The sequence below is a fragment of the Paraburkholderia aspalathi genome, assembly GCF_900116445.1.
Taxonomy (GTDB): Bacteria; Pseudomonadota; Gammaproteobacteria; order Burkholderiales; family Burkholderiaceae; genus Paraburkholderia; species Paraburkholderia aspalathi.
The window spans coordinates 292,702-311,961 of record NZ_FPBH01000003.1; the positions used below are offsets into that span (position 1 = coordinate 292,702).

Sequence of the window (19,260 nt, forward strand, 5' to 3'; positions counted from 1 at the left end):
AGCCCCGAAGACGGCTGTTCGCATCAACAACCAAAACTTTTAACAGCGACCACCCGACGCGCTTGCGTTGCGTTCAGTTACCGATCGAACTGGCGCCCTGCAAAAGATAGTCGCAGAACGTATCGAAGGCGTCGCCCATTACTACCGTCAGATCGGGACGAACGCCAGGCCACTGGGAAGCGCGAAACGCATGGAACAGGGTGTAGCCCTGTCCGACGAACGACTTGTGGATGTGCAAGGCCGCGCCACCCCGATGACCCGGCGTGCGCACGCTTCGATGACTCGTGCTGGTCAAATAGCCGCCCCACGTGAGGTTCGGCGGCGTGCGCAATGGAGGACGCACATAGTATGGAAGGAATACCAGTTCCGCATCTTCCATGGGCCGCTTTCTCGGCTGGTCGCCGACCGTGATAAACGGACGCCAAACCTGACAGAGCAGAAACTGAAGCGTCTCGATTTTGTGGAACGTCGCCTGGGGTCGCGTCACGCACAGTTCGATACCGGAAAGCGCTTTCAGCATACTGGTTTGGTTGCTGTACGGAAGTGCTCCAGGCACGGTCGCCTCCTGAACGGCACACTCAAAAACGCCATCCACATGGGCTGTGTCGCGGATCTGTTGCAGTTGAACCATCAACCAGTCCATCAAGGAGCGCTGGGTCGAACCGAGCACTTCGGTTTCCGTTCGACGCGTTTCCTGGTTCTCTGCAATGACCCGCTGAGCGTCCAACTCGCGTTGCTGCAGGCGTTTGATGGCATCGAGTGAAGTTGAGGTCAGGGGCGTGATCTGCGCGCGCGCTTCCCAGGAGGCGATCTGTTCCAGCTCCGAAGCCACCTCGGTCATGCTTTTCAGCCGCCTATCTTCCAGGCAGATCATCTTGCCCAGCAGCATCCGGAGCAGGTGGTATCGCCCGCCTTGCGCGAACACCTGCGCGTAGGGCTCCTCGTGAATGGCTTCGCGCGGCAGCAAGACCCCGCCGGAAATCATGTAGTAAATCAGTTTGCCCAAGGAGTACACATCGGCCGCAGGCCTTACGTCGATGATGCGGCCACCCTCCATTTCCGGCGCCATGAAAATGCGTGGCCCAACCGCTTCGTCGACAGGGGTGATCCGGTCGTCCGCATGCATATAGCAGATACCGAAATCCGTCAGGAGCGCGTGTTGTCCCACGTCCCGAAACAGCACGTTCTGCGGCTTGACGTCCCGGTGGACCACGCCCGCCCCGTGGGCCGCGGCGAGCGCCGATGCCAGTTGCCGTGCAACGATCAGGGTGCTGTCGAGCGAATCCTTGTAGGCCAGCACCCGCCTGCTCAGGTCACCGCCAGCTGCCAGGGGCATGACAATGTATAGCGACTGTTTCGGATCGTCGCTGATCGGCGAATGGTCGATCAGCTTGACGACGTGCTCGTGGTCCACACGCTGGATCGCTTCGATCTCCCGGATGAACCGGTCCTCCCGGTTACGGTTCCTCAGGCGTTTGAGCGCGACCGGGTCCGGATACTGTCCCGATCGATCGGAGGCATGGAAAACATCCCCCTGTCCACCGCCACCGAGGGATCCTCCCAGGATCCAGCGATCACCATAGGTCGTTGCCATCCGCGTCCTTGCAAGTCAGCACTCCCGTTGACACCCTCGGTCGACTCACGAGGATGAGGAGCGAATATCCGTGCTCGCTGCACGGGTCTTCCGCTTCGTTGGGCGATCAACGCCCTTTGCACGCTGCCTCGATCCGTCCTTGAGGTCGCGGCTCATTTTACCTGCTTGACGCGCCCGCGCCGCGCGTAAGGAGCCAGGTATCGGCCGAAATGTGCGGCCCACTTGCGCGCCAGGTACCCCGTACCGCGTGCTCGCAATGCCGCGGACCCTCACTGCGTAAATCGGTTGCCGCCGCAATCGCTTTGTTTGCGGCGACGACCGGATCAACACCGCACGCTGCTGCCATCGAAATTGATGCAGGGGCTTGCTCCATGTCAGGAACCAGGACGTCGATGCGCCGGACCCGCGCCCTCGGTCGGGCTGTGTGCGTCGGCCTGCTCGTCAGCGGACCCGTGCTGGCAGCCGGAACCGATTCGGCAACCGGCTCGCTGGCGACCATCGAGCGGCAACTCGACAGCATCGACCGGCTCGCCGCCGCCTCCGAGCAGTTGCCCGAGGACCGCGGCCGCTATCACTTCGACTATCTCCGCCTGCACGCCGACGTGGCGCGCATTCGCACGGGCCTTCACGACTACCTGAGTCCGCCTCGCGCGCAGCCGCGCGATTCCGCCGACCTGCTGGGCGACTACCGCGAGCCCGTCGAACCCGCGCAGGCGCAGCCATGAACCTCACGGGCGACCAGGCGACGGCCTTCCAGAGCAACGGCGGCTTCACGCCCGCCGCCGTGTCCACGCTCATGTATGGCGTGGTGTTTGCCACCGTCCTCGTCTGGGGCGTCTGGGCCATCCGCACCGCCTATGTCGGCTGGGCCGACCACCGCATCTCCCAACGCCAGTTCCTCGGGGTCGCCGTGCGGTTCGCGGCGATCTATGTGGTGCTGACCTTCTTCCTGCTGTCGTAACCCGAGGAATGTCGCGATGAAACGTTCAACCTTGTCTCGTGCCGTGCCGTGGTTCCTCGCACCCTTCGTCCTGCTCCCGTTCGCCGCGCACGCGGCCCTGCCGGCCATCGAGGACCCAAGCCGCGGCGAAGGCAGCGGCATCCTGCAGACGATCCAGAATTACGGCTACGACATCGTGATGCTCGTCGCACTGCTGGTCATCGCCGCAATTTTTATCGGCGTCTGCTACCACGCCTACAGCTCGTATGCGGAGATCCATACCGGCCGCAAGACCTGGGGGCAGTTCGGCATGACGGTCGCGGTGGGCGCACTGCTGCTCGTGATCGCCATCTGGCTGCTGACCAAAGCGACCGGCATTTTGTGAGCACGGCGTCATGTCCGATACGCCCGAGCTTCGCGGGGACGGCACGGTGACGTTCCTGCCGCACCGCCTCAACCGGCAACCCGTTATCGTGCGCGGCATGACCGCCGACGAACTGTGGATGACGGTCGGCCTGTCGGCCGCCCTCAGCCTGATCGCCGGCATTCCGCTCGCGTGGCTTGCCAGGAGTCTCGCCGTCGCGCCCACGCTGGTCGTCGTCGGCATCGCGGCCGGCCTGTTCCTCGGCGGTGGTGTCCTGCGCCGACGCAAGCGCGGCCGCCCCGACACCTGGCTGTACCGGCAAATCCAATGGCAGCTGCGCTGCCGTCTGCCCTCTTTCGCCCGCCTGCTCGGTGGCCAGGACCTGATCGTGCGCGCGGGCCGCTGGAGCACGCGACGGGGTCCGGCATGAGCCGCTTCAAGAACGAGGTTGCGCATCTGCAGGCGCACGTCCGCACGTTGCGCGTGGGCGCCGCGGCGCTCGCCATACTCGCGCTCATGTTCGGCTTCGGCTGGTGGAGCGCCCCGAAGAATCTCACCATCCATGTTCCGCCCGACCTGCGCTCGGGTAGCACGCGACGCTGGTGGGATGTACCGCCAGAGTCGGTCTACACGTTTGCGTTCTACGTCTTCCAGCAACTCAATCGCTGGCCGACCAACGGCGAGGACGATTACCCGCGCAACCTGCATGCGCTGTCGTCCTACCTGACGCCCGCGTGCCAGACCACACTGCAGCAGGATTTCGCACTCCGCCGCGATAGTGGCGAGCTGCGTCAGCGCGTGCGCGGCGTCTATGAAATTCCCGGTCGCGGCTACGGTGACGATCCGACCGCACGGGTCAAGGTGGTCTCGAACAGCAACTGGATCGTGACGCTCGATCTCACCGCCGACGAGTACTTCGGTGCGGAACAGGTCAAGCGCGCGCTGGTTCGCTACGCCCTGAAGGTCGTGCGGGCCGACATCGACCCGGAGAAGAATCCCTTCGGCCTCGCGCTCGACTGCTACGCCGGTCCCCCGCAACGCATCGCCGTCCCGCCACCGCCCGCACCGGCGTCCGCCGCCGCGCCTCAGGGAGTATCCCCATGAAACGCTTCGTCCTGAAGGGAAGCGTCGCCGCCGCGCTCGTGCTCGGCAGTATCTCCGCGAGCCACGCGGTCGAGATCCTGCACTGGCAGCGACTGCCGCTTGCCGTACCGCTGGTCGTCGGCCAGGAGCGGGTAATCTTTGTGGACCGCAACGTGCGCGTTGGTGTCCCCGCCACCGTCGCCGATCATCTGCGGGTGCAGAGCGCGGGCGGTGCGATTTACCTGCGCCCCAGCGCGCCGATCGAGCCGACCCGCCTCGCCCTGCAGGACGCCAGCAATGGAGCGCTGATTCTGCTCGACATCGAGGCCAAGGAAGCGAAGGCGGATCAGGCGCCGCTCGAGCCGATACAGATCGTCAGCGATCCCTTGCCCGCCACGCATTACGGCACCCGCGCACCCGCCGCCGACGATGCGGCGACACCGGCCACCTCGCACAGTGCGCCGGAAACTCCGGTGTCGGTCGTGCTGACCCGCTATGCCGCGCAGACGCTCTATGCGCCGCTGCGCACGGTCGAAGCCGTCAACGGCATCGCCCGCGTCAATCTGCGCCGCGACCTTGCACTCGATACGCTATTGCCCACCCTGCCGGTGCGAGCCACCGCACTCGCCGCGTGGCGGCTGGACAACGCGTGGGTCACCGCAGTCCGGCTTTCGCATACCGCGCCCGGCTGGCTGGCGCTCGATCCGCGCGCACTGCAGGGCGATTTTGTCGCCGCGACGTTCCAGCATCCTGATCTCGGACCGGCCGGCCAGTCAACCGATACGACCGTGCTGTACCTGGTCACGCAGGGTCATGGTCTCGCCGAATCCCTGCTCCCCGCGGTCAGCCCGATCGACCCCTCACTGAACCTCCCGCCCGCCGACGAGGCGAGCGCCGGCCACGGAGGCGACCATGAAAAGTAATGGCCTGTTGAAGTGGCTGATGATTCCGGTCGTCTTGCTGCTGGTGTTCGTCGGTATCCGTCTGTTCTCCGGCGGCCACCCCCGTGCGCCGACCACGGGCGCGACGGACAGTCAGCTGACACCCGACGAAATGAAGGCGCTCGGCATCGAAGGCGATACGCCGCGCGACACGGTCGCAACCCTCGTCGGCCAGGTCAAGCAGTTGCGCGGCGAACTGCAGAACGTGCTCACCGACAACAAGACGCAGAAGGCCGAGAACGATCGGCTGCGTCAGCGCGAAAGCGATGTCGACCAGCGCGTGCAGAGCGCGCTCAACGGCGAGCGGGACCGCCTGAAGCACGAACGTGATCAGACCAGCAGCGACCAGCAGCAGACACAGGGGCTCCTCCAGGATCTGCAGCATCGGCTCGATACGCTGGGCAACAAGGGCGGCCAGGCCGATCTTCCGATCGGGCTCGGCCTTCGCGAAGGTGATGGGCAAGGTTTCAGTGGTGATGGCATTCACTGGATCGAACCGCAGGACACCAAGCCGTCCCCCCAGCATGCTTCGGCATCGAACGGTGCGTCCGCGCCCGGTGGCGACACGCCCTTCGCGACAAGTTTTGCGCCGGCCCCCGATCGGGTGCAGAAACCGCTCGACGGACCGGAAGATGCCGGTAACGATGCCGGTGCGGCGACAAAGACGCCCCCGGCGACACCGGTCTACACGGTACCAGCCAACGCGACCCTGCTCGGCTCGGTGGCGATGACGGCGCTGATCGGCCGCGTGCCGATCGACGGCACGGTCAATGACCCCTACCCGTTCAAAGTGCTGGTCGGCGCGGACAATCTCACCGCGAACGGCATCGACCTGCCCGACGTGGCCGGCGCGGTCATCAGCGGCACCGCGTCGGGCGACTGGACGCTGTCATGCGTGCGCGGCCAGATCCGTTCCATCACCTTCGTGTTCAACGACGGTACCATCCGCACCCTGCCGGATGGGAAGAACCAGGGCAACAGCGGCGGCTCGACCGCGCAGACCGGCAACACCAATGCCATCGAAGGTGGCCTCGGCTGGATCAGCGATCCCTACGGTGTGCCCTGCGTCAGCGGCGACCGTCACAGCAACGCGCAGCAGTACCTCGGCTCGCAGGCCCTCATCACCGCCGCCGAAGCGGCCGCCGCATCGCTGATCAAGTCGAACGATGGCAGTGCCTCCTACATCACCAACAGCAACGGCACTCTCGGCACCGTCGGCATTTCGGGTAACGAAGCGATGGGTCGCATCCTCGCCGGCGGCGTCCAGGAGATGTCGCAGTGGGTCAACAAGCTTTACGGCCAGGCTTTCGCCGCGATCTACGTACCGCCCGGCGCGCCGGTGGCAGTGCATATCGAACGGTCGCTCGACATCGACTACGACCCGAACGGCCGTCGCGTCAACCATCGCCTCGGAGGCACTCATGCATCGGACCTGGATTAACGCGGGGAGCTTGCTGCTCGGCGCCGCCGTGCTCAGTGGCTGCGCAACCAGCAAGGACAAGCTGCTGCCGCATGGCGATGCCGACATGCGCGCGATCTGGGACCAGCAGACCGGGGGCACCCCCCGCGACAACCCGGCGTCGCGCCAGTTGCTCGACGCGCGGCAATCGTTGCGTCGCCCGTTGACGGCGGGCGATACCCAGACCGCCCCCGCGGACAACGCCCGCTACACGCGCACCGCGCAGAACGAAATCTACCGGCAGTTCCAGCGACTGCCGAACCCCGACCTGGTTATGTATATGTTTCCGCACCTGGCCGGCAGCGATCCCGCACCCGTGCCGGGCTATACCACGGTGTTTCCGCTGTACCAGCGGGTGCAGTACGCGATGCCGGGCGAGCGCACGGAGAGCTACTGATGAACTGGCGCGAACTCGCCGGGCGCCTGCGACGCCGGGCCTCCCGCTGGCCTGCGAACGCGGCGCCCGCCGATGCAGCGTCGCCCGATGCGTGGGAGCGCCACATCGCGCACCTAGCGTCGCACGGCATCCCCGAACCGGGCGCGAACGCTGGCGCGAAACGCAGGCCCGCGACACACGACGACGAACAGGCGCTCTACGATGTCGTGCCGTCGTTCGTCGAGCTGCTGCCGTGGGTCGAATTCCTGGCGGAGTCGAAAAGCCTGCTGCTGGACGACGGCGAATCGATGGCCGCGTTCTTCGACATCACACCAATCGGTACCGAGGGTCGCGAGCCGCAATGGCTGAACCAGGTACGTGACGCCGTCGAGAATGCCCTGCAGGACAGTCTCGATGAGCTCGAGGACAACCCGTGGGTGGTGCAGTTTTACGTCCAGGACGAAACCGGTTGGGACGACTACCTGCGCACGTTGCACGACTACGTCCAGCCGCGTGCGCGCGATACCGCGTTCACCGCGTTCTACCTGCGCTTCTTCGAGCATCACCTGCGTGCCATTGCGAAGCCGGGTGGCCTGTTCGAGGACACCGCCGTCACGCGCCTGCCGTGGCGCGGGAAAACCCGCCGTGTGCGTCTGGTCGTCTACCGGCATATCAGCGGCACGGGCGGACGACGCGGCACGTCAGCCAGCCAGGCGCTGAACGCTGTCTGCGATCGCCTCACCGGCGGCCTTGCGCATGCCGGCGTTCGCACGCGGCGCCTGGATGCGCCTGAGATTCACGCATGGCTGCTGCGCTGGTTCAATCCACATCCGACCCTGCTCGGCGACACCGCCGAAGCCCGCGAGCGCTTCTATCAGCTGGCCGCCTATCCGGAGCCTGCGGCCGATGGCCCGGACGACGATCTGGAGCTGGCCAGCGGCACCGATTTCGCACAGCGCCTGTTCTTCGGGCAGCCGGTCTCCGACGCGGCCCATGGCGTCTGGCACTTCGACGACCGGCCTCACCGGGTCGTCGTGCTTGACCGCCTGCGCCTCCCGCCAGCGACGGGACACATCACGGGCGAGACGCGCAAGGGCGGCGATTCGATCAACGCGCTCTTCGACCAGATGCCGGAAGACACGGTGATGTGCATCACGCTGGTCATCACGCCGCAGGACACCCTCGAAGCCCACCTCAATCACCTGAGCCGTAAATCCGTGGGCGAGACGCTGGCCTCCGAGCAGACCCGCCAGGACGTGCAGCAGGCGCGTGCCATCATCGGTCGCGCGCATAAGCTTTACCGCGGCGCGGTCGCGTTCTACCTGCGCGGTCACGATCTCGCCGAGCTCGATGTGCGCACCCTGCAGCTCTCGAACGTCATGCTCAACGCGGGCCTGCAACCCGTACGCGACGAAGACGAGGTCGGGCCGCTTAACAGCTATCTGCGCTGGCTGCCCTGCGTCTTCGATCCGTCGAAAGACCGCAAGCAGTGGTACACGCAACTGATGTTTGCGCAGCACATCGCGAATCTCTCAGCGGTGTGGGGCCGCAACCAGGGCACCGGACATCCCGGTATCACCGTGTTCAATCGGGGCGGCGGTCCGGTCACCATCGATCCGTTGAGCCGTCGCGACCGGCAGATGAATGCGCACCTGTTCCTGTTCGGACCCACCGGCTCGGGCAAGTCGGCGACGCTGAACAACCTGCTCAACCAGGTGATGGCGATCTACCGGCCGCGCCTGTTCATCGTGGAGGCCGGCAACTCCTTCGGTCTCTTTGGCGACTTCGCCACCCGGCTCGGCCTAAGCGTGCATCGCGTGAAGCTCGCGCCGGGCTCGGGCGTCAGCCTCGCGCCGTTCGCCGACGCCTGGCGACTGGTGCGGACACCGAGCATGGTGCGCACGCTCGACGCCGACGCGCTCGATGAAGAATCGTCCGAGGCAATCCAGGAGCGCGACGAGCAGCGCGACGTGCTGGGCGAGCTGGAAATCACCGCGCGGCTGATGATCACCGGTGGCGAGGACCGCGAGGAAGCACGCATGACGCGCGCGGACCGCAGCCTGATCCGGCAGTGCATTCTCGATGCCGCCTACGGCTGCGCCGGCGACCATCGCACCGTGCTGACCCAGGACATCCGCGATGCCCTGCGCGCACGGGGTCGTGACGCGTCGCTGCCGGACAGCCGGCGCACGCGGCTGCTGGAAATGGCCGATGCGATGGACATGTTCTGTCAAGGTGTCGACGGCGAGATGTTCAACCGTCCAGGTACGCCGTGGCCGGAGGTCGACATCACGGTGGTGGATCTGGCGACCTTCGCGCGCGAGGGCTACAGCGCGCAACTGTCGATCGCGTACATCTCGCTGATCAACGCGGTCAACAACATCGCCGAGCGCGACCAGTTCCTCGGGCGGCCGATCATCAACGTCACCGATGAAGGCCACATCATCACGAAAAATCCGTTGCTCTCCCCGTACATCGTCAAGATCACCAAGATGTGGCGCAAGCTCGGCGCGTGGTTCTGGCTCGCCACCCAGAACATCGACGATCTGCCGAAATCGGCGGAGCCGATGCTCAACATGATCGAGTGGTGGATCTGCCTGTCGATGCCGCCCGACGAGGTCGAGAAGATCGCGCGCTTTCGCGAGCTGAACCCCTCACAGAAAACCCTGATGCTTTCCGCGCGCAAAGAAGCGGGCAAGTTCACCGAAGGCGTGATCCTCTCCCGCTCGATGGAACTCCTGTTCCGTGTCGTCCCGCCCAGCCTCTATCTCGCGCTTGCCATGACCGAGCCCGAGGAAAAGAACGAGCGCTACCAGTTGATGCAGCAGTTTGGTTGCAGCGAGCTCGATGCGGCCATCCGCATCGCGGCACGCATCGACCGGGCGCGCGGCATCGAACCCCTGCCCTTCGATCTCTAGCCTTCCCCATGACCTATCTCGCGACCCAAGCCCTCGATCGTATCAACACGCCGGTTCGTCTGCGGCGGCGCGCGCCGCGGCTGGCTCTTGTACCCACGCGCCGTCGTCCGATCCAGCATCTGGTCAATGTCTCCGGCGGAAAAGACTCGGCCGCGGTCTATCTGCTCGCCCTCGAATCCGGACGGCCATTCCGCGCGGTGTTCGCCGATACCGGTAACGAGCACGAACTGACGTACGAGTTTGTGAGCCGCTTGCATGAGCGCACCGGCGGTCCGCGAGTCGAGGTGGTGCGCGCTGACTTCAGCGCGGATCTCGCCCGGCATCGTGCCTACGTCCTGCGTGTCTGGCCGAAGCTCGGCATGTCCGACGAAGTGGTCGCCGAGGCCGTGGCGCTGCACGAGCCGACGGGCAATCCGTTTCTCGATCTCTGTGTCAGTAAGGGCCGTTTTCCGAGCACGATGGCGCGGTTTTGCACGCAATCGCTCAAGGCCTCCCCGATCGAAACCCAGATCGTCGGTCCCATGTTGCGCGATGGACCAGTCCTGCAGTGGCTCGGCATTCGCGCGGACGAAAGCCGGCACCGCGCGACACAGCCGCGCTTCAATCACCACGAGTCCGGATCGATGCTGTGGCGACCGATCTTTCGGTGGACCGTCGACGATGTGTGGGCCATGCATCGCCGGCACGGCCTGACGCCTAATCCGCTTTACGCGATGGGGATGGGGCGCGTCGGTTGCATGCCGTGCATCAACTGCCGCAAGGACGAGTTGCGTGCGATCGCCGAGCAGTTCCCGGAACACATCGATCGCATCGAACGCTGGGAGCGCGTCGTCGCGGCCGCCAACAAGCGGCACGCCGCTACGTTTTTCCCCGCGGTCAAGGACCCGATGGATGTGACCCGTCCTGGCACGTACGCGACGATCCGCACCGTGGTCGAGTGGAGCCGGACGACACGCGGCGGACGACAGTACGCCCTGTTCTTCGACAACCAGACGGGCGGCTGCACGTCCGAGCTGGGCCTCTGCGAGGGTTTGCCATGAAGTATCTGCCGTCCTGGCTCGTCCGCGCCAAGCTTCGCCGCCTGTTCTGGCCGGCGGCCTCCGCCATCACGGTCCTTGCGATCCTGCTCGTCGCTGCCATGCAGCTGACACCGGGGTCCGGCGCTTCGCGTCACGCCTTCGGGCCACCCTGGGTGTATGGCGCGCCGACCGCGCGCTTTACCCTCATCGAATATGCCGACCTGGAGTGTCCGTATTGCCAAGCGTATTTCCCGGTCCTGCACCAGTGGATCGATGCGCATCACGACGTCAACTGGCAATGGCACCACCTGCCGCTCGCCATGCACGACCCCGCCGCGCGTCAGGAAGCGCGCTTGGTGGAGTGCGCCGGGCGTGTCGGCGGACAGACCGAATTCTGGAAGGCCGTCGCATGGGTTTATGGGCACACGCGCGCGAACGGCGACGGCCTGCCGGCCGGTACGCCCTATCCCAACGTCAGCACCGGGATCAAGACGTGCCTCGCGGGGACCCAGGCCGACGACGCGATCCAGCGTGAGATTGACGACGCCCAGCGCGATCAGATCCAGGGCACCCCGATGCTACGGTTGATCGACCGTCAGACCGGACAGACCCTGGTCATTCGCGGGGCGGCCGACGGCGACACCCTGCTCTCCGCGATCGATCAGTTGGTCGCATCCGGCACTCAAGCCCGTTCGAGCGGGTCTGTCGCTGCGGCAGAGACGGGCCGCTAACCCGTCGCGGAAGATCGAAGAGGATCGCGGCGCGGTCCCGCATCCCAAGCTGACGACAAAACGGAAACGCCGCCCGTATGAGGGGCGGCGTTAGTCCGGGTGTCGGTCATCCTTGATGTGGTGGCCTTCCACAGGCGCCTGACGGTTGGACACGGTTAGTGTCCACAGGGCGATCCATCCATGACAGTCGGCGCACTACGTCATTCGTTGTAGGCGAAAGCCTACACGTCCCGTCCGTCGGTTGGATCATCGCTAGTTCGGCACGCTCTCGACGATGCCACCGCCGCATTCCTGCACCGGCGTGCAGTCGGCACTCAGCACCTTCGGCGGTGACTGCGCCTGGTTGCCGATACCACCGCCACATTCCTGAACCGGAACGCAGGCACTCGGGGCCGGCTTCTGCTGCAGGGACAACTGGTTGATGATGCCGCCGCCGCATTCCTGCACCGGCGTGCAGGAAGCTGCCGTCACCCCGGTCCCCGAAAGCGCCGGTTGTACGGCCCAGTGCAGGCCGTCGGCTTGCGGAATCATGCTCACCTGAACATGCGTGTCACGGTAGACCATCTCGCCCGCCGATGTGGTGTTTGCAGCGGACCGATCCGGTATCGATACGCGCGAGGCATCGCCCCCCATCGGCAGCGTGAGAACTATCCCGCCCGCGTAGGCGAAAGCGGCCCGCACGTCGCCGTTGACGGCGTTGATCTGCACATAGGCGACGCCATCGCGATCGAAGCGGTAGGCGTGGAAGTGTGGGTTCAGGCTGACATCCTGCGCATTGGGCCATGCCTGGCCGAAACCGGTCGAAGCCAGAACCGGTGGAGCGGCATGGGCCGACAAGGCACAAGCAAGCAGACCAGCGAGCAACGCCAGCCGGGAATGATAGACAAACGATGTGCGGAACATGGTGTGATCCTCTTGGACTTAAGGTTAGTGAGATCGTCCTGACAGGGAGTCTCCGTCGTAAATCACTAACGATAGTCGCGTTGCATGTTCCGTCGCACGTGCATGGACCGTCCCGCGATAGATCCGCGCGTTATGCCGGATGCCACCGACGCCGTCGGCCGTCGCACCCAACCGCTCGCGGAACTGATCGCACTCGCGGCGCGACGGCAAGAACGTGTCGTCGCTGCGCAGCGGCGTGCCGGTCATCTGCAGGACCGCCCAGTGCGTGCCGCGCACGCGACCCGCACGCACGCGCAGGCGGAGCGACGAGAGCGATATCTGCTCGTGCACGTAGACCGCCGCTTCGCACGCGAGGCGATACAGGGCGAGCTGAAATCCAGGGGAGAACCCGGCCAGTCCCGTGCCCCGGATGTCGCACACATAGGTGATGCCGAGGTTCTGCAGGGCATGGGCCAGCGAACCCTCCTGGAGGAGGTGCGCCAGTCCGTTCGTTTGCCAGGCCCGTGGGGCGAGACTGTTCACCCGGTTGAATACTTCCTGCCGGGTGGCGATCGCCTGTCTGCTGTAACGGCGCTCCTCGCCCTCGGGCAGGAAGAGACGCATGCGATCGAGCAATCGTTCGTGGGCGTGGTGAATGGCTGTACCGACGTCCTGCAGCGTGTCGGCAGCCTGCTGCATGCGTAACTCACCGAGATAGAGGCCATGCTGGGCGCTTTGCAAAGCCAGCCGACTGTTCATGCGCTCCATTTCTTCGCGTGCGTGCAGCGTCGCGATGCGCGCGCCAAGCATCAGCAGGACGGACAACGTGAACGCCATGAACACTTCCGCCTGCAAGGTGACCGGGTCGTATGGCGCAGGTACTACCACGACCAGCGCACTACTGGCGACGAAACCGCCCAAGGCAGCGCCACGCCAACCGTGGCGCATCGCCAGCACGGCGACGGGCAGGAACATCGCCATACGCGCTACCTGCCCCAGGTCCTTGAAGCTGACCGCGATCCACGCCAGCAGCAGCAAGCTGGGCACCAGCAGCGCCAGTCCCTCCAGGGCAAGACGGCTACCACCAAGGCGCGTGCGTGCCGCGCGCCATGTCGGCGTTTCACCCGCGATCTGCCACAGCATCAGGACCAAGGGAACCATCGTCAGGATGCCCAGGTAGTTGCCGATGAAATAACGCGGCGCCCATACGAACGACGTCGGCGATTGTCCGGGTTGGACGGGCATGATGCGCAGAAAACACCAGTCATACGTGGCCGTGACGAGAGCCAGCAGCATCGCGCACAGTAGCAGTGCATTCATGCGCACCTGCCGTCTCGGTCCAAGCAGGGAAAGGCGCTCACGGCACCAGCGCACGATCGGCATGACAAGCGCAATGCGTGGCACCAAATTGAGCAGCGCACCGGTCAGGCCGAACTCTTCATAACACTGCAGGCTGAACCGCCCTAGCCCGAGCATCTCGCCAAGGGCGAGCGCCGGCCAGTAACGGTACGGCAGCAATAGCAGGCAAAGCAGGCGCAGGCTCGCCGGCAGGAACCAGTAGGAAAACGAGACATAGCGCAACGCGCTGTAAAGTGCAAAGTAGGTAAGCGCAACCGCCAGATGGCGTAGCCAGTTCCTTTGCCTGATGGTCTCACGCATTCCCTTAACTCCCCTGTGTCGAGCGTGGTCGAGCATTGGTCCAGGCTGCCTGGAACGAGGCTAGCAGCCCCTCCCCGGTTGTTTTACGAATTGGGTCACACTTCATAGCGATTCGTGGGCGCCTCGCGTTGGGGCATATCACCCTCGCAAGAACGCGGTCGGCGCCGCATTCCGTTTCCCTGTCGCTTGAGCCAGTTAACTCAGGCCGACTATGCGCACCGTTCCTCGTGGTGCTCATCGCCTCCCATGTTCCCGACGCCTGTTACCCGACACCTTGCGTGGCTCGCGATCACGCTTGCCTTTGCATGCGCGCTCCCCTCCGTGCGTGCTGCAGATCGTTCGGAGTCGACGGATATCCAGGTGTTCACGGACGGACAGCATCCCGCCGTGCATGCATCGACCGCTCGCGTCGTGCTGCTCGATGCACCTGCCCGCCTCGAGGCAACGCTCTCCGATGGGCTGCCACCGGATGCCACCGCCGCAACGGCGATCGTGCAGCAGCGCCTTAAGCAGCATCCCGACCTGCAGCGCGACCTCGCCTCGGCCTATCAGGGCGTTGCCGATGCGTGGAGCCTGGGCATCGCGAAGGTGCCGGCGATCGTTGTGGATCGGCGCTACGTGGTGTACGGCACGTCCGATGTTGCCCGCGCGGCAGCGCGTATTTCCGCTTATCGGAGTTCGCATCCATGAGGTATTTCCGTTCGCATCGCCTGCGCCTGGCGCTGGCCTGCCTGTTGCTCGGCGTCGGTACCTCGGTGCTGGCGCTCGATACCGCGACGATCATTGCGTCCGCGCTGTCACCTGACTGTCTCGCATGGAAAGTGGTCGGCATCTGCTACTGGCTCGAATGCGGCGCATTCGGTTGCAGCGTACGCACGACGGTCAAGGTCCGGCACTACATTCCCGACGCGGTCGTCTCCAGTTACGCCAACACGGGTGCCAACCCATGGACCGAGATGCGCCTGCTGAGCGCGCCCAATCCCTCGGCCCACGCCGGCGGCGAAGGCACGACGAACCAGAATCACGAAAACAACCTGATGAAGTTCAAGAACGCGGACGTGATCGGCCACCCGGCCGGCACGGTCTTCAGTCGCTTTGCCAGTCAGTCGGGCTATACCTGTGCCGGCGCCGCCACGCCATTCATGCCCTATCTCCTCAGCACCCTCGACACGGTGGCCTGGCGCTATGGCATTCCCGAAGCGGTCTACCCCGAATCACTGATCCCCGGGCGTCGCGAGATCGGCAGCCGCCTGTCGGACAACCTGTGGGGCAACGTCTATCCACGCGGCGGATTTCTCGACCAGGCCAACGACTACGAAAGCGGTGCCGTCGTCGCGCAGCGCGCGGGCGACATCGTGACTCGCCGCGGGCAGGTTCATGTCTATCAGCCGCTGCTGGCCAATGCCCAGGACGGCTACTGGCCTGCCGGCGCGCTGGTGGAAAGCGATGCCTCGACCGGCCAGTGGCAGGAACTCACGCCGACGCTCTCGACCACCTGCGCGGTCTTCCCCCATCGCAACAAGCAGGTGCAGGCGACCCAGGCCGATTACGCCTGGACCTTGTGGCGCCCCTACGCCTGCTGCCAGCGGCGCGGCCAGGTGTTCCTCGGCAGCACCGACTTCAACTGACGGAGTCCATGGGATGAACCTCATGATGTTCAGCCATATCCGGTCCTGCCTGCTCCGTTTCGCCATGGGAGCGGGTCTTGCCGGCACATGCACCCTCCTCGGCGCGCAGACCCAACTAAACAGCAACGGCGTCGATGTGTCGGGAAACGTCATTGGCGATGACGTGCTCTATCACGTGGGCGGCGGACGCGCGGTCTCGATGAGCAGCGCGGGCAACATGCAGAGCCTCGGCGTGGGTTTCGGCTGGAACAACAATCTCATCTGCGGCAACATGAGTCTGACGACGACGCTGCAGAACCAGCTCAACGGCGTCACCAACGGCTTCCAGTCGATCATGTCGACCGTGATCCAGAACGCCACGGGAGCGGTCGCCTCGTTGCCGGCGCTGATCATCCAGCGCGCCGATCCTGGTCTCTACAACCTGCTCACCAACGGCATCCTGCAGGCGCGGCTCGATTTCGACCGCTCCAAGATGACCTGTCGCGCGATCGCCAACCGGATGGCCGACATGGCCGGCGGCCAGATGAGCTGGGACCAGCTCGCCGAAGGCATGGAACTGAAGCAGGCGGTCGCCAGCACGGACGCCGTGTCGGCGATCACCCAGGCCGAATCGAGCCACGGTAATCATGGGGTGCCCTGGGTCGGTGGCGGTAATGCGGGTGGCTCTGGCCAGAGTCCGATCAAGATGGTCAGCGATGTCACCAAGGCCGGCTACAACCTGCTCAATGGCCGTGGCGTGACCGAGACGTCATCGATCGACAGCGGAAGTTGCAACGGCAGTCTTACCTGCCAGACGTGGAGCTCGCCGCAGGCCGCCTCGGACTTCGCCACGCGCGTGCTGGGCGAGCGCGTGGCACAGACCTGCGAGGACTGCACAAAAACGCAGACCACGCCCGGCGTCGGACTGACACCGCTGATCGACGACGAATACAAGACCAAGCTGCAGGCGTTGAAGGATCTCATCAGCGGCGCAAAGCCGACCACACCCGCCAATCTTGATGCGGCCGGCAGCGATGCGCTGCCAGTGACGCGCGGTGTGATCGAGGCGCTGCGCGACGAACCGGACCAGGACGTGCTGGGGCAACGCCTCGCCTCGGAAGCGGCCCTGTCGAGCGTGCTTGAAAAAGCCCTCCTGCTTCAGCGCACCTTGCTGACCGGCAAGAACGAACCGAACGTGGCGGCCAACCAACTCGCCCAGCAGGCGGTCGACCAGGAGAACGGCACGCTGGAACAGGAGATCAACAACCTCAAGACCGAGCTCGAACTGCGGCGCGAACTCGCCGGGAATTCGCCGGCCACGATCATCGAGCGCAACACGGCACGAAGCGCCGGCTCGCGGGGCATCTACCAGGGCGACACGCTGCGCGATCGTCTCGATACGATCCAGAAGCCGAAGGGCGGGACGCCATGACCAGGGGCGCGTGGCTGCGGTGGGCATCGCGGTTCAACCGGTACACGGTGCGCGGCCTGCTCTGGATCGCCGCGATTGTGGGCGTCGCCGCGGGCGTGAACGTCCTCGGCATCGGCCTTGTCGGTGATGTGCGGGGCTGGAGCCAGTGGCTGCAGGCGCACGCCGGAGCCTTCCGGGTGTGGCGACTCTGCCTGTATGCCGGCACCGCGTATGCCTGGTATCGAATGCATCGCCGGCTGCGGCATCGGGAGCCTTCGCCGGAAACCCGTCGGCGACTCATTCGGATTGAACTGGCTGCCGTGCTGGCGCTCGTCGTCATGGAAAGCAGCGCCCTGCTTCGGCAAGGCTGACCGGGATCTACATCATGACGCTCTACACCACGGATTATCTGGAGTACTACCTGACGCTGGTCGGGTGGGTCGTCAACAACGGCATCTGGAATGTACTGGTGGCGAGCGGCGTGTTCGCGCTGCCCTTTCTCGCAATCGTTCTGCAGGAGTGGCTGCGCGCCCGGGCCGAGGGCGCCGACGAAGGCAACAAGGGTGTGCTTTCGTCGATGCGTATCGAGAACCGCGTCTTTGTCGCGATCGTCGTGATCATGTTCGCCGGCATTCCTTACATTCCGATGAACCTCTCGACGATCCAGTTCGACCAGACGCGCTCCGTGCAGTGTCAGGTCAATGCGCCGGCCCCGGCCGACACGAGCTGGGCGACGTCATTCACGACGCTTAACAACCAGAGCGCCCAGGTGCCGGTCTGGTGGTTTTTTGTGCATGCGATCTCGAAGGCCATCACGGGCGCCGCGGTCGCGGCGATTCCGTGCGGGACCGACCTGCGGCAGATCCGGATGGATATCGACAGTACGCGCATCGCCGATCCGGTCCTGGCACAGGAAGTGGCCGACTTCACGCACGACTGCTACGGACCCTCGCGCGCAAAGCTCTTCATGAACCGGCCCACCCTCTCCGAGGATCAGACCAACGACGTGAACTGGATCGGCTCCAGCTATTTTCTGAACAGCGCCGGCTTCTACAACACCTACCATTCGAGCACACCACGTGCCGCCTGGCCCTATGACACTACACGCGATGCGGGACTGGCTCAGGTGCCCAACGGCGGCGGCTATCCAACCTGCAATCAATGGTGGGCCGATGGGGACACCGGACTGAGGTCGCGACTGCTGGCGCAGGTCAGTCCTGACCTGCTCAGCCGGATCGGCAAATGGGCCGGCTTCCTGTCGCCGACCCAGGTCGACGATGCGGTGATTCGCGACATTGTCGCGCCCCAGCAGCAGACGATGAACCAGGGGCAGGTCTATACCGACTATGGCGGCCAGGTCGACCGGACGTTCTTCAACGACACCAACCGGATGACCTCCGACCTTGGCCTCACCGTTGGATCGATGGGCTTCTTCCCGGCGATGGACGTAGTGCGCCAGGCGCTGCCGATGGTGCTTTCGTTCCTGAAAAGTGCGCTGGTGATCTGTATTCCGCTCGTGCTGTTGATCGGCACGTACGATCTCAAGGCGGTGGTCACGGTGAGCTGCGTCGAATTCGCGCTGTTCTTTGTCGAGTTCTGGTTCCAGCTCGCGCGCTGGATCGACAGCACGATCCTCGACGCGCTCTACGGCAGCGGTTCACCGCATCAGAACTTCAATCTGATGATGGGGCTCAACAATGGCTTCGGCGACATGCTGCTGAACTTTGTCATGGCGGCGATGTTCATCGTGTTGCCAGGATTCTGGGTCGCTGCGCTTGGTTGGGTTGGCGTGCGTGCCGGAAATCTGGTTCAGATGTTCACGGCAGGAGTTGACGGTGCGAAATCAGCAGGCGGCAAAGGTGGTGACGTAGCGATGAAAGCGTTGAAGTAGTGGTGCTATTCGTCGTCTGCGCTGCCGCCATCGATGCGCACTTCGCCTCGATAGAGACCAAACCCATCCCACCCGCTTCGCCATTCAGCCTTATCGTCGTGGTCATGGTCCCAGTCAGTGTTGCGTGCTGCCCAGGCCGCCACGATTGCAAACACGACAAGCAATGCCAGCCAGAACGCCGCATAGAACAGCACACCGAGCACAACCAGTTTGACCAGCCACAGCATGGTGCTGGCGAAGCGGGCGGGCACACCGTGCGCCATGAGCGTGCGGGTGAGTTGCTGATCCCGACGGGCAGCCCAGCGCCACACACGACCTGCTCCCCGGCCCAGCCGGTGTGCCCATGGCTCGTTGTGCGTTTCGGTGATCATCGGTGCACCTCGGA

20 protein-coding genes are annotated in these 19,260 nt (G+C 64.8%); 16 read left to right on the forward strand and 4 right to left on the reverse strand.

Annotated elements, in window-relative coordinates:
* Positions 1-73 precede the first annotated feature (73 nt).
* Positions 74-1,594 (reverse strand): serine/threonine protein kinase, encoded by a 1,521-nt coding sequence (locus BM438_RS06290; RefSeq protein ID WP_093633452.1) that lies wholly within the window; start codon positions 1,592-1,594, stop codon positions 74-76.
* 371 nt (positions 1,595-1,965) lie between these two features.
* Between BM438_RS06290 and BM438_RS06295 the strand changes: the two genes are divergently transcribed.
* The 11 genes from BM438_RS06295 to BM438_RS06345 are packed head-to-tail and all read left to right on the forward strand — an operon-like array spanning position 1,966 to position 11,425.
* Positions 1,966-2,319 carry an integrative conjugative element protein, RAQPRD family gene (locus BM438_RS06295; protein WP_244179270.1) on the forward strand — a complete coding sequence of 118 codons (354 nt, stop codon included), beginning with the start codon at positions 1,966-1,968 and terminating at the stop codon, positions 2,317-2,319.
* Positions 2,316-2,555 (forward strand): TIGR03758 family integrating conjugative element protein, encoded by a 240-nt coding sequence (locus BM438_RS06300; RefSeq protein WP_093633454.1) that lies wholly within the window; start codon positions 2,316-2,318, stop codon positions 2,553-2,555. Before BM438_RS06295 ends, BM438_RS06300 begins: the two co-directional genes overlap by 4 nt.
* A 16-nt stretch (positions 2,556-2,571) precedes the next feature.
* Positions 2,572-2,919 (forward strand): TIGR03745 family integrating conjugative element membrane protein, encoded by a 348-nt coding sequence (locus tag BM438_RS06305; protein WP_093633455.1) that lies wholly within the window; start codon positions 2,572-2,574, stop codon positions 2,917-2,919.
* A gap of 10 nt (positions 2,920-2,929) precedes the next feature.
* Positions 2,930-3,328, forward strand: coding sequence for a TIGR03750 family conjugal transfer protein (locus BM438_RS06310; RefSeq protein ID WP_093633456.1), 399 nt, complete (start codon positions 2,930-2,932; stop codon positions 3,326-3,328).
* On the forward strand, positions 3,325-4,002 hold the full coding sequence (locus tag BM438_RS06315; protein ID WP_093633457.1) for a PFL_4703 family integrating conjugative element protein: 678 nt from the start codon (positions 3,325-3,327) through the stop codon (positions 4,000-4,002). The genes BM438_RS06310 and BM438_RS06315 overlap by 4 nt, the downstream gene beginning before the upstream one ends.
* On the forward strand, positions 3,999-4,904 hold the full coding sequence (locus BM438_RS06320; RefSeq protein WP_093633458.1) for a TIGR03749 family integrating conjugative element protein: 906 nt from the start codon (positions 3,999-4,001) through the stop codon (positions 4,902-4,904). Before BM438_RS06315 ends, BM438_RS06320 begins: the two co-directional genes overlap by 4 nt.
* The gene (locus BM438_RS06325) at positions 4,894-6,363 is read left to right on the forward strand and encodes a TIGR03752 family integrating conjugative element protein (RefSeq protein WP_093633459.1); all 1,470 of its coding nucleotides are present in this window, start codon (positions 4,894-4,896) and stop codon (positions 6,361-6,363) included. The genes BM438_RS06320 and BM438_RS06325 overlap by 11 nt, the downstream gene beginning before the upstream one ends.
* Positions 6,344-6,778: a TIGR03751 family conjugal transfer lipoprotein gene (locus BM438_RS06330; RefSeq protein WP_093633460.1), complete on the forward strand. Its 435-nt coding sequence runs from the start codon at positions 6,344-6,346 to the stop codon at positions 6,776-6,778. The genes BM438_RS06325 and BM438_RS06330 overlap by 20 nt, the downstream gene beginning before the upstream one ends.
* Positions 6,778-9,675, forward strand: coding sequence for a conjugative transfer ATPase (locus BM438_RS06335; RefSeq protein WP_093633461.1), 2,898 nt, complete (start codon positions 6,778-6,780; stop codon positions 9,673-9,675). The genes BM438_RS06330 and BM438_RS06335 overlap by 1 nt, the downstream gene beginning before the upstream one ends.
* Positions 9,676-9,683: 8 nt before the next feature.
* Positions 9,684-10,715 (forward strand): phosphoadenosine phosphosulfate reductase domain-containing protein, encoded by a 1,032-nt coding sequence (locus BM438_RS06340; protein ID WP_093633462.1) that lies wholly within the window; start codon positions 9,684-9,686, stop codon positions 10,713-10,715.
* A complete protein-coding gene (locus BM438_RS06345; RefSeq protein WP_093633463.1) occupies positions 10,712-11,425 on the forward strand; it encodes a DsbA family protein in 714 nt (237 codons plus the stop codon). Before BM438_RS06340 ends, BM438_RS06345 begins: the two co-directional genes overlap by 4 nt.
* Before the next feature lie 252 nt (positions 11,426-11,677).
* Here the strand turns inward: BM438_RS06345 and BM438_RS06350 are convergent, their stop codons facing one another.
* The gene (locus BM438_RS06350; protein ID WP_093633464.1) at positions 11,678-12,328 is read right to left on the reverse strand and encodes a hypothetical protein; all 651 of its coding nucleotides are present in this window, start codon (positions 12,326-12,328) and stop codon (positions 11,678-11,680) included.
* Between the two features lie 24 nt (positions 12,329-12,352).
* Positions 12,353-13,966, reverse strand: coding sequence for an MASE1 domain-containing protein (locus tag BM438_RS06355; protein ID WP_167378318.1), 1,614 nt, complete (start codon positions 13,964-13,966; stop codon positions 12,353-12,355).
* Between the two features lie 246 nt (positions 13,967-14,212).
* Here BM438_RS06355 and BM438_RS06360 point away from each other — a divergent pair, with 246 nt between their 5' ends.
* From BM438_RS06360 to BM438_RS06380, 5 genes are all read left to right on the forward strand, one after another.
* Complete coding sequence (locus BM438_RS06360) at positions 14,213-14,656, forward strand: TIGR03757 family integrating conjugative element protein (RefSeq protein ID WP_093633466.1); 444 nt, start codon at positions 14,213-14,215, stop codon at positions 14,654-14,656.
* Entirely contained in the window at positions 14,653-15,594 is a 942-nt protein-coding gene (locus BM438_RS06365) for a TIGR03756 family integrating conjugative element protein (RefSeq protein ID WP_093633467.1), read from the forward strand. The genes BM438_RS06360 and BM438_RS06365 overlap by 4 nt, the downstream gene beginning before the upstream one ends.
* 64 nt (positions 15,595-15,658) lie before the next feature.
* The gene (locus BM438_RS06370; RefSeq protein ID WP_244179275.1) at positions 15,659-17,005 is read left to right on the forward strand and encodes an integrating conjugative element protein; all 1,347 of its coding nucleotides are present in this window, start codon (positions 15,659-15,661) and stop codon (positions 17,003-17,005) included.
* Complete coding sequence (locus tag BM438_RS06375) at positions 17,002-17,355, forward strand: hypothetical protein (RefSeq protein WP_093633469.1); 354 nt, start codon at positions 17,002-17,004, stop codon at positions 17,353-17,355. The genes BM438_RS06370 and BM438_RS06375 overlap by 4 nt, the downstream gene beginning before the upstream one ends.
* 14 nt (positions 17,356-17,369) lie before the next feature.
* Positions 17,370-18,875 carry a conjugal transfer protein TraG N-terminal domain-containing protein gene (locus tag BM438_RS06380; RefSeq protein WP_093633470.1) on the forward strand — a complete coding sequence of 502 codons (1,506 nt, stop codon included), beginning with the start codon at positions 17,370-17,372 and terminating at the stop codon, positions 18,873-18,875.
* 5 nt (positions 18,876-18,880) lie between these two features.
* On the opposite strand, the gene BM438_RS06385 is transcribed toward BM438_RS06380, so the two are convergent.
* A complete protein-coding gene (locus BM438_RS06385; protein WP_093633471.1) occupies positions 18,881-19,246 on the reverse strand; it encodes a DUF3742 family protein in 366 nt (121 codons plus the stop codon).
* Between the last annotated feature and the right edge of the window lie 14 nt (positions 19,247-19,260).

Bases quoted from the DNA above. Each gene is read 5' to 3' on its own strand.
- BM438_RS06290 (WP_093633452.1), bottom strand. From the start codon at position 1,594: ATGGCAACGACCTATGGTGATCGCTGGATCCTGGGAGGATCCCTCGGT.
- BM438_RS06295 (WP_244179270.1), top strand. From the start codon at position 1,966: ATGTCAGGAACCAGGACGTCGATGCGCCGGACCCGCGCCCTCGGTCGG.
- BM438_RS06300 (WP_093633454.1), top strand. From the start codon at position 2,316: ATGAACCTCACGGGCGACCAGGCGACGGCCTTCCAGAGCAACGGCGGC.
- BM438_RS06305 (WP_093633455.1), top strand. From the start codon at position 2,572: ATGAAACGTTCAACCTTGTCTCGTGCCGTGCCGTGGTTCCTCGCACCC.
- BM438_RS06310 (WP_093633456.1), top strand. From the start codon at position 2,930: ATGTCCGATACGCCCGAGCTTCGCGGGGACGGCACGGTGACGTTCCTG.
- BM438_RS06315 (WP_093633457.1), top strand. From the start codon at position 3,325: ATGAGCCGCTTCAAGAACGAGGTTGCGCATCTGCAGGCGCACGTCCGC.
- BM438_RS06320 (WP_093633458.1), top strand. From the start codon at position 3,999: ATGAAACGCTTCGTCCTGAAGGGAAGCGTCGCCGCCGCGCTCGTGCTC.
- BM438_RS06325 (WP_093633459.1), top strand. From the start codon at position 4,894: ATGAAAAGTAATGGCCTGTTGAAGTGGCTGATGATTCCGGTCGTCTTG.
- BM438_RS06330 (WP_093633460.1), top strand. From the start codon at position 6,344: ATGCATCGGACCTGGATTAACGCGGGGAGCTTGCTGCTCGGCGCCGCC.
- BM438_RS06335 (WP_093633461.1), top strand. From the start codon at position 6,778: ATGAACTGGCGCGAACTCGCCGGGCGCCTGCGACGCCGGGCCTCCCGC.
- BM438_RS06340 (WP_093633462.1), top strand. From the start codon at position 9,684: ATGACCTATCTCGCGACCCAAGCCCTCGATCGTATCAACACGCCGGTT.
- BM438_RS06345 (WP_093633463.1), top strand. From the start codon at position 10,712: ATGAAGTATCTGCCGTCCTGGCTCGTCCGCGCCAAGCTTCGCCGCCTG.
- BM438_RS06350 (WP_093633464.1), bottom strand. From the start codon at position 12,328: ATGTTCCGCACATCGTTTGTCTATCATTCCCGGCTGGCGTTGCTCGCT.
- BM438_RS06355 (WP_167378318.1), bottom strand. From the start codon at position 13,966: ATGCGTGAGACCATCAGGCAAAGGAACTGGCTACGCCATCTGGCGGTT.
- BM438_RS06360 (WP_093633466.1), top strand. From the start codon at position 14,213: ATGTTCCCGACGCCTGTTACCCGACACCTTGCGTGGCTCGCGATCACG.
- BM438_RS06365 (WP_093633467.1), top strand. From the start codon at position 14,653: ATGAGGTATTTCCGTTCGCATCGCCTGCGCCTGGCGCTGGCCTGCCTG.
- BM438_RS06370 (WP_244179275.1), top strand. From the start codon at position 15,659: ATGGGAGCGGGTCTTGCCGGCACATGCACCCTCCTCGGCGCGCAGACC.
- BM438_RS06375 (WP_093633469.1), top strand. From the start codon at position 17,002: ATGACCAGGGGCGCGTGGCTGCGGTGGGCATCGCGGTTCAACCGGTAC.
- BM438_RS06380 (WP_093633470.1), top strand. From the start codon at position 17,370: ATGACGCTCTACACCACGGATTATCTGGAGTACTACCTGACGCTGGTC.
- BM438_RS06385 (WP_093633471.1), bottom strand. From the start codon at position 19,246: ATGATCACCGAAACGCACAACGAGCCATGGGCACACCGGCTGGGCCGG.